Here is a 219-nt window from a genome sequence, read left to right as displayed (position 1 = left end):
ACTCCACCTTCGTCTGGCTCGGTCGCGAATACGACGAAGACGAGGCCGCACGCATCGGCCGCGCGCTGGTGGCGCGGGTCAACGACTGGTGGCGGGCGCACCTGCGCGACGAATACGGCCTGGAAAGCGCGCTGGAGCTGCAGTTCGAGACGCACTTCCGACGCTTCCTGATGCCGACCATCCGCGGCGCGGAGGAGGGCAGCAAGAAGCGCTACGCCG

At 68.5% G+C, this 219-nt stretch carries 1 protein-coding gene; it reads left to right on the top strand.

What is annotated here, in order from left to right; translation table 11 throughout:
- Window positions 1–219: hypothetical protein (locus B3E91_RS17130; protein WP_287030677.1), on the top strand; the 219-nt coding region annotated here is incomplete at both ends.

Origin of the sequence: Pseudomonas sp. UBA6310 (assembly GCF_002438225.1) — a bacterium.
Taxonomy (GTDB): Bacteria; Pseudomonadota; Gammaproteobacteria; order Pseudomonadales; family Pseudomonadaceae; genus Pseudomonas_O; species Pseudomonas_O kuykendallii.
This window is presented reverse-complemented; position numbering and strand designations above follow the sequence as displayed.